Source organism: Terriglobales bacterium (assembly GCA_035624475.1).
Taxonomy (GTDB): domain Bacteria; phylum Acidobacteriota; class Terriglobia; order Terriglobales; family Acidobacteriaceae; genus DASPRL01.
This window is the reverse complement of the sequence record DASPRL010000026.1, coordinates 1-8143: the sequence shown is the minus strand read 5'-3', so window position 1 is coordinate 8143 and position 8143 is coordinate 1. Positions and strand designations below refer to the sequence as shown.

Genomic DNA, 8143 nt, shown 5'->3' with positions numbered 1-8143 from the left:
CACCACCACCTGCTGCCCTTCACCTTCGAAGACAGCCTGCTGATGAACTCCGGCGCCTACGACGGGCTCTCCTGCAAGGACGCTCAGCAGATCATGGCAGAAGATGCGGAAGAAGAAGGCTTTGGCAAGGCAACCGTCATCTATCGCTTGAAGGATTGGGGGGTCTCGCGGCAGCGCTATTGGGGCACGCCCATTCCGATGATCTACTGCGACGGCTGCGGCATGGTGCCCGTCCCGGAGAAGGACCTGCCGGTGCTGCTGCCCGAGAAGGTGGACATCACGCTCGCCGGGGGGTCGCCGCTTTCGCGCGTGCCCGAGTTCGTCAACGTGAAGTGCCCCAAGTGCGCAGGCGCGGCCCGCCGCGAGACCGACACCATGGACACCTTCGTGGACTCGTCCTGGTACTTCTACCGCTACACCAGCCCGCGGGAGGAAAAGGGGCCCTTCGACAGCCGCGCCGTCGCCTACTGGTTCCCCATCGACCAGTACATCGGCGGGGTGGAGCACGCCATCCTGCACCTCATCTACTCGCGCTTCTGGACCAAGGTGATGCGCGACATGGGACTGGTACGAAACTCGGAGCCCGCCGAGCGCCTCTTCACCCAGGGAATGGTGATCAAGGGCGGGGCCAAGATGTCGAAGAGCGCGGGCAACGTGGTCGCTCCCGACGACATGGTGCAGAAGTACGGCGCTGACGCCACGCGGCTGTACACGCTGTTCGCGGGGCCGCCCGACCGCGAACTGGACTGGCAGGACGCGGGCGTTGAGGGCATCTCGCGCTTCCTCAGCCGCACCTACCGCTGGACGATGAAGCACGCCCAGCCTCAGCATCCGCAGTGGCGAGCGGCGGTGCCGGCCGATCCGCCGCCTCAAGCGCGCGCGGTGCAGCGCAAGCTGCATCAGACCATCAAGCGGGTGAGCGACGACTTCGAGGGCCGCTGGCACTTCAACACCTCCATCGCCGCCGTCATGGAATTGGTCAATGCGCTCTACGCGGTGGATGAGCAGGCGGGCCAGGACGGCTTCCCGGTGGCATTGGTGGGCGATGTGGCGCGCAAGCTTGCCCTGCTGCTGGCGCCTTTTGCGCCTTTCCTGGCGCACGAGATCTGGGAGCGCATCGGGGAGAAGTCGAGCCTGCTGCGGCAGCCCTGGCCCAGCTACGATCCTGAGCTGGCCAAGGAAGAGGAGATCGAGATCGTGATCCAAGTGAACGGGAAGCTGCGCAGCCGGCTGCTGGTGGCTGCCGGGGCTACGGAGGACGAGGTGCGGGAGCGCGCGCTGGCCGACGAGAAGGTGCGCGCGTCGCTGGACGGCAAGCAGGTGGTGAAGGCCATCGTGGTGCCGGGCAAGCTGGTCAACATCGTGGTGAAGTAAGACTTCGCCGCGGATGCACGCGGAAGACGCGGATCAAGAAGAACAGATCCGCGACGATCCGCGTGCATCCGCGGCCGTTCTTGTCCTTATTGTTTCTTCAGGTCCGCAGTCCAGTTCGTGACCAGGGTGAGCGCGGAGGAAGCGTTCCCTTCTACCGGGACATCCAGCAGGAGGCGCTTGCCGTCGGGGGAGAAGTAGCCGGTGGTCTGAAAGCCATTGTTGGGATCGGGCAGCGCAGGCTGAGGCTTGCCGCCGAACATGACGTGGGGCTCGCCGACTTCCAGCTCCTGTCCCTTGTTGGCCACGTCCACGAGGACCAGCTTGCGGTCCAAGGTGACGTAGGCAATCTGGTGGGAGTTGAGCCAGCCGCCCACATTGGCGCCGCCGGTGGAGATCTGCCGCTTGGCGCCCGGCCCGGGGAACGGCACCAAGTACATCTCCATCCGTCCAGACTCATCGGAAAAATAGGAGAACCACTTCCCGTCGGGCGAAAAGGTGCCGCTCAAGTCGTTGGCCGGGCTGGCCAGGAAGGGATAGGCCTTGTGCTCGCCCTCCATGGACATCATCCAGATGTCCCATCCGTTGGTGGTCTGGGTCATGAAGGCGAGGAGCTTGCGGTCGGGCGACCAGGCGGTGGGCACGCGATAGGTGCGATCGTTGGTCAGGCGCTGCGCTTCGGCGCTACCGCTGGTGTCCTTCAGGTAGAGCTGGCCGGCGTCGTCGAGGTAGACCACCTGGCGGCCGTCCGGAGACCAGACCGCCTGCGCGAAGCTGCCGGCGCCAAAGGTGAATCGGGAGGCGGTGCCCCGGGCCAGGTCGTACATCCAGAGGTTGACATTGCCGGCGCCGTCGGCAACCTCGACTAGGGCCCGCTTCCCCCCGGGCGCCAGGTAGACGTTCTGCAGGCGCGCGGGCTCGCCCACGGTCCCCCCTTTCTTCCCGTCCAGGTCGAACCAGGTCAGTTGGCTGCGCACCACCGCCCCACCGCTCTCGTAGAGCAGCCGGCCGGTACTGGAGACGGCATAGGCGCCGGTCCAGCGGAGGGCGTTGAAGGCCACATGCTCGGCGATGGGGGTGGGGTCTCCGGTGGTCCGCAGCTTGCCGGCATCGAAGGGCTGGGCCATGAGGTTGTTCTCGCGCACGAAGATCAGGTAGCCGGGGGGAACATAAAAGCCTTCGCTGCTCTGGTGGGCGACGAGCGCGCTGGTACGGGTGTCGAGGTCGAAGCTCATGATGGCGCTGTCCTTGCCCGTGGTGGCGCGGCCCGAAAAGTAGAGCAGGTGGCGGCCGTCGGGGAGGAAGTGAGGCAGGCGGTGCGACATGTCCTGCTGCGGGGTGGTAGTGAGCGGGGCCGGGTCGCCGCCCGAGGCGGGGACGAGGGAGAGTCCGCCAAAGGGGTTAGGGGCAAAGACGATCACGCCGCGCTGGCTCCAGGTGGCGCCGCGGCCGTCGGGGGCGTCGCAGATGGTCTGGACGGTGCCGTTGGAGGCGTCGATCTTCTTCAGTTTGTGCTCGGCGAAAAAGCCGATGGAGCCGCCATCCGGCGACCAGAAAGGATAGGTGGCGTCCTCGGTGCCGGCCAAGGGCTGCGCGGTCAGGCTGTCCATGGAGCGCAGCCACAGTTGCTGCTTGCCCTCGGCGCTCTGGGCGGTGAAGGCCAGCTTACGCCCGTCAGGGGAGAAGGCGAGGGAGGAGTTCTGGTCGTCGAGGCGGGCGCCAGCGGGAAGGTCGAGGCTGGCGCGCAGCACGGCGGCGGGCTGGGGGGCGCGCAGGACGAAGCCCACGGCCAGCAGGACCGCGGCCACGACCGCAACCGCGGCCACCGCCCAGGCGGCGCGCTGGGAGAGCCGACGCCGCGCGGCTACGGGCGGGGGGATGCCCACCGCCGAGGAGCCTCCCTCGGCGATCCACTTCAACTGCAGCTTGACGTCGTGCGCCGTCTGGAAGCGCTCCTCCGGGTCCTTGGCCAGGCAGGTCCCGACCACGTGCTCGAGAGCGGGCGGGGTCAGGGGCTGGGTCTTGGAGATCGGCTCCGGCTCTTTTTCGAGAATGGCCGAAGCCACGGAGATCGCGCTCTTGCCCTCGAAGGCGCGCTTGCCCGTCGCCATCTCGTAGAGCACCGCCCCCAGCGCGAAGATGTCCGAGCGCGCATCCGCCTCCTTGCCCTCCACCTGCTCCGGCGACATGTACTGGAAGGTGCCGACGATGTGGCCCTGCTGGGTGATGGGGCTGACCGGGCTGGTCTGGGTGATGGCTCCCGTCATGCCCGAAGCCGCTGCCATTGCGCCCTGGGGCTTGGCCAGGCCGAAGTCCAGCAGCTTCGCGCCACTCTTCGTCAGCATCACGTTGCCCGGCTTCAGGTCGCGGTGCACGATGCCCTGCCGGTGCGCCTTTTCCAGCGCCTCGGCGATCTCGCAGCCGGTTTTCAGCGTTTGCTCGATAGGCAGCGGGCCCCGGAGCAGCCGCGCCGCCAGCGACTCCCCTTCCAGGTACTCCATCACCAGGTAGTCGATGCCGTCCTGGTGGCCGACGTCGTAGAGGGTGCAGATGTTGGGATGGTTCAGCGAGGAGATAGCCTTCGCCTCGCGGTCGAAGCGCTGCTTCAGGTCGGGGTTCTGCGAGAACTGTTCGGGCAGGACCTTGATGGCGACGGTGCGCTCCAGCCGGGTGTCGCGGGCGCGGTAGACCTCACCCATTCCCCCCGCGCCGGCGGCGGAGAGGATCTCGTAAGGGCCTAACTTGGTCCCGGGTGAGAGTGCCATGAGGTGGCGGAATTATAGCGCGGGACGGCGATTACGCCGAACGCTCCTCCGGCGGCTTGAGATGGCAGAAGGCGCGATAGAGCAGCCCGTCGTAGAGGATCTTCACGCTTCCCCCAAGCACCAGGGGCGCGGCCAGGGCGAGGTACTGCATGACCACGCCGGCGAAGGAGGAGCCCACCGCCCAGGCCGCGTTGCGGGTGAGGTTGGTGATGCCGCTGGCGTAGGTGCGCTCCTGGGGCTCGACTACCGCCATCACGTAGGACTGGCGGGTGGGCACGTCCATCTCTACCAGCGCCTCGCGCGCCAGGAAGAGTCCCATGGCCCAGCCGGCGGTGGGCGCGAAGGGAACCGCGATCAGGAAGAGGCTGGAGGGGATGTGGGTGAAGACCATGGTGTTGAGCAGGCCGATGCGGCGGGCCAGCCGCGCCGCCACCAGGTAGGAGAGCGCGTTCAGGATGTGCACCACGAAGAAGAGCACGCCCAACTGCTCCTCCGAGAGCCCGAAGCGGCGGAAGAACCAGTAAGAGACCAGGGCGTCGATGAGAAAGCCGCCGCCCAGGGCGTCGAGCGCGAACAGGCGCGCCAGCCGGCCCACCACCTTCTTCGTCTCCGGTGTAACGGTCAGGGCGGCGGGTGGAGTCTCCGGCGCGGCAGTGACCTCGGCCTCCCGCGAGAGCAGCAGGTAGAGTGGCGCGCACAGCGCGTTGAGCGCCAGGTAAGCGAGGAAGGTGATGCGGTAGGCGGCCGCCAGATCCATCCCCAGGCGATGGCCGAGCAGGATGGGCAGGCCTCCGGCGAGCGCGCCCAGGGCGTGGCCGGTGTCGAGCAGCAGGCTGTACCAGGCCAGCGCGGAAGTGCGGCGCTCGGTGGGAACGGTGCTGGGGACGGTCGCCTGCTCCAGGGCGTAGGCAGGTCCGCGGTCGCTGCCCGTCCCGTTCACCATCCCCAGGAAGGCGATGGCGAAGATCTCGGGCACCGTCTTGAGGAAGGCAAGCCCCAGGCCTCCCACGGCGGAGAGCAGCGCCAGCAGGACGAGAGTGCGGCGGCGGCCCAGGCGGTCGGCGCGGTAGGTGACCAGCAGGGTGGCGAGGATCCCGCCCGCCAGGCCGTAGGCCACGGTCACACCCACCTTGGTGGCGGAGAAGCCGATGCGCGCCAGGTACACGCCCAGCACCACGCTCAGCAGGCCGACACCCAGCGAGCGCAGGAAGGTGGCCAGATAGACGAGGATCAGGTTGCGGCGCACGTGTGTTCTGGAATCTCATCAGAGGAGCGGGCGGGAGGCAAGCGAAGTCTTGCGGCGGGCGGAAGACCTGCTTTTTCCCGGTTCGCTTTCCGGCGGATTCTCGGTATCCTAACCCCGGCATGGCCACTTCTTCTCCCAGCCGCGTTGGCTTCCGGACCGTGTGGCGCCAGCCCGCCCTGGTGCTGGCCGAGGTCGCTTGGCGCTGGAGCTGGGGCCTGGCTTCGACGGCGGTGCTGGCGCTCTGCGCCCGCGCCTACCTGCAGAGCATCACCGTCACCAACGCCGACTTGGTGGAGTTGAAGAGCAACGTGCCGGTGCTGGTGGCCGACGCCATCAACCGCATGCTGGAAGGGTCGGCCGCGATCCTGGCGCGCCTGGCCGCCGTGGCGGTGCCCGCTATCGCGCTGATGTGGGTCGTGACCGCCTCGGTGGGCAGCGCCGCCGTCCTCAAAGCGCTGCTGCCGCAGGCCGACAAGCCGCCGATGCGGACGCTGCTAGGCGTGCACTTCCTGCGCGCCGCCGCGGCCCTGGCAGCCATCCTCGGCTACATGGGCGCCTCCATCGTGGCTGCCCACATCACCGCGCCGGGCGAGAACCCTACTCCCCAAGAAGCGGCCACCCACCTGCTGGCCTTCGGTCTGGTCTTCCTGGGCCTGGTCGCGGTGGTGGCGCTGGCCTGGGGCTCGGTGAACTGGTACCTCTCGCTGTCGCCGGTACTGGTGGTGCGCGACCGCCGCGACGCCTTCGGCGCGCTCGGCGAGGCCTGGGCGCTGGTCCGCCGTCACCGCCGCGAATTCTGGGGAGTCGGCTTGCTGAACAGCTTCCTGAGGCTCTTCTTCATGGGCGTGCTGACAGTGGTCTCCATCCCGCCGCTGTACCTGATCGGCGAGGTCCCAGGGTGGGTGGTGGTGGCCATCATCGTGTTGCTCACGCTGGTGTACTTCGTGATCGCCGATTTCTGCTATGTGGCGCGGCTGGCGGCGTACATCGAGATCGCGGAGCGGGACCGGCAGGAGGAGGCGAGCACTCAGCATTCAGCACTCGGCATTCAGCCAGAGCCAGTTGCGCCTCCCAGCGAGCCTCCGGGCGTCGCCCCAACGCTGTGATGGCTGAACGCTGACGGCTGAGTGCTGAATGCTCCGTCTTGCTTTCGCCCCAGGATTCTGAGAAAGTAGACCGTGGAACACCAATCCATCGTCGTCCTCGATTTTGGCGCGCAGTATTCGCAGCTCATCGCGCGCCGTATCCGCGAACAAAAGGTCTTCTCGGTGGTGCTGCCGTGCACCTCCTCCTTGGATGAGATCCGCAGCTACGCACCCGCGGGCATCGTGCTCTCGGGCGGGCCCTCGTCGGTCTATGACCAGGACGCGCCTACCACCGACCAGAGAGTCTTCGCGCTGGGCGTCCCGGTGCTGGGCATCTGCTACGGGCAGCAGCTCATGGCCCACCTGCTGGGCGGGAAGGTGGAAGCCGCCAGCAAGCGTGAGTATGGCCACGCCGAGGTCGAGTTCCAGGACGGCTCGCGGCTCTTCCGCGACCTGCCGCGCTCGCTCTCGGTGTGGATGTCGCACGGCGACAACGTGCGCGAGTTGCCTCCCGGCTTCCACCAGACCGCGAAGACGGCCAGCGCCATCGCCGCCATCGAGAACCCCGCGAAGAAGATGTACGCGGTGCAGTTCCATCCTGAGGTGCACCACACCCAGCGCGGCGCCGACATCCTCCGAAACTTCGTGCTCGACATCTGCGGGGCACGCCCGGAGTGGACGCCACAGCACTTCATCGACTCGACCATCGCCCAGGTCCAGCAGCAGGTGGGCCAGGGGCGGGCGCTGTGCGCGCTCTCCGGCGGAGTGGACTCGGCGGTGGCAGCTACGCTGGTGGCGCGCGCCCTGGGCGAGCGCCTGACCTGCGTCTTCGTCAACAACGGCGTCCTGCGCAAGAACGAGTTCCAGAAGGTGCAGGACAACCTGCGCGGCAAGCTGGGGCTCAACCTGGACGCGGTGGATGCGAGTACGCGCTTCCTGGGGAGGCTGGCGGGGGTCACCGACCCGGAGAAGAAGCGCAAAATCATCGGCAACGAGTTCATCGCCGTCTTCGAGGAAGAGGCGCACCGGATCGAGCAGAAGGTGGGCAAGGTGGAGTGGCTGGTGCAGGGTACGCTCTATCCCGACGTGATCGAGTCGCGCTCGGTGCGCGGGCCCTCGCAGGTGATCAAGACCCACCACAACGTAGGCGGGTTGCCGGAAAAGATGAAGCTCAAGCTCATCGAGCCGCTCAAGGAATTGTTCAAGGACGAGGTGCGGCGCATCGGCCGCGACCTGGGCATGCCGGAGGAGATCCTGCAGCGCCAGCCCTTCCCCGGGCCGGGCTTGGCGGTGCGCATCCTGGGCGAAGTCACGCCCGAGCGCATCGCGCTCCTGCAGGAGGCCGACGACATCGTGGTCTCGGAGATCAAGGCGGCGGGGCTCTACCAGAAGCTGTGGCAGTCGTTCGCGGTGCTGCTGCCGGTGATGTCGGTGGGAGTGATGGGCGACGCCCGCACCTACGCCTACACCTGCGCGGTGCGCGCCGTGCACAGCGAGGACGCCATGACCGCCGACGCGGCCGAGCTTCCCTGGGAGGTGCTGAAGCGCATCTCCAGCCGCATCGTGAACGAGGTCAAGGGCATCAACCGGGTGGTGTACGACGTGACCTCGAAGCCGCCGGGGACGATCGAGTGGGAGTGAGGATCATCGGGCGATCGGGCGATCTGAACCCCGTC

The 8143-nt window shown here is 67.5% G+C and carries 5 protein-coding genes; 3 read left to right on the top strand and 2 right to left on the bottom strand.

All coding sequences use genetic code 11. The features are described 5' to 3' along the window. On the top strand, nucleotides 1-1374 hold a 1374-nt coding region (locus VEG08_01355), incomplete at its 5' end, for a class I tRNA ligase family protein (GenBank protein HXZ26624.1). 86 nt (nucleotides 1375-1460) lie between these two features. Here VEG08_01355 and VEG08_01350 read toward each other — a convergent pair. Both VEG08_01350 and VEG08_01345 read right to left on the bottom strand, forming a co-directional pair. Further along, nucleotides 1461-4136 (bottom strand): protein kinase, encoded by a 2676-nt coding sequence (locus tag VEG08_01350; protein ID HXZ26623.1) that lies wholly within the window; start codon nucleotides 4134-4136, stop codon nucleotides 1461-1463. 31 nt (nucleotides 4137-4167) lie between these two features. Continuing rightward, a complete protein-coding gene (locus tag VEG08_01345; protein ID HXZ26622.1) occupies nucleotides 4168-5382 on the bottom strand; it encodes an MFS transporter in 1215 nt (404 codons plus the stop codon). 119 nt (nucleotides 5383-5501) lie between these two features. Between VEG08_01345 and VEG08_01340 the strand changes: the two genes are divergently transcribed. Next, nucleotides 5502-6488 (top strand): hypothetical protein, encoded by a 987-nt coding sequence (locus tag VEG08_01340; GenBank protein ID HXZ26621.1) that lies wholly within the window; start codon nucleotides 5502-5504, stop codon nucleotides 6486-6488. Nucleotides 6489-6560: 72 nt separating this feature from the next. Further along, nucleotides 6561-8108 (top strand): glutamine-hydrolyzing GMP synthase, encoded by a 1548-nt coding sequence (gene guaA / locus VEG08_01335; protein HXZ26620.1) that lies wholly within the window; start codon nucleotides 6561-6563, stop codon nucleotides 8106-8108. Nucleotides 8109-8143: the final 35 nt, after the last annotated feature.

Excerpts from the sequence above, each read along its gene's own strand:
- VEG08_01350 (HXZ26623.1), bottom strand. The coding sequence starts at position 4,136 with ATGGCACTCTCACCCGGGACCAAGTTAGGCCCTTACGAGATCCTCTCC.
- VEG08_01340 (HXZ26621.1), top strand. The coding sequence starts at position 5,502 with ATGGCCACTTCTTCTCCCAGCCGCGTTGGCTTCCGGACCGTGTGGCGC.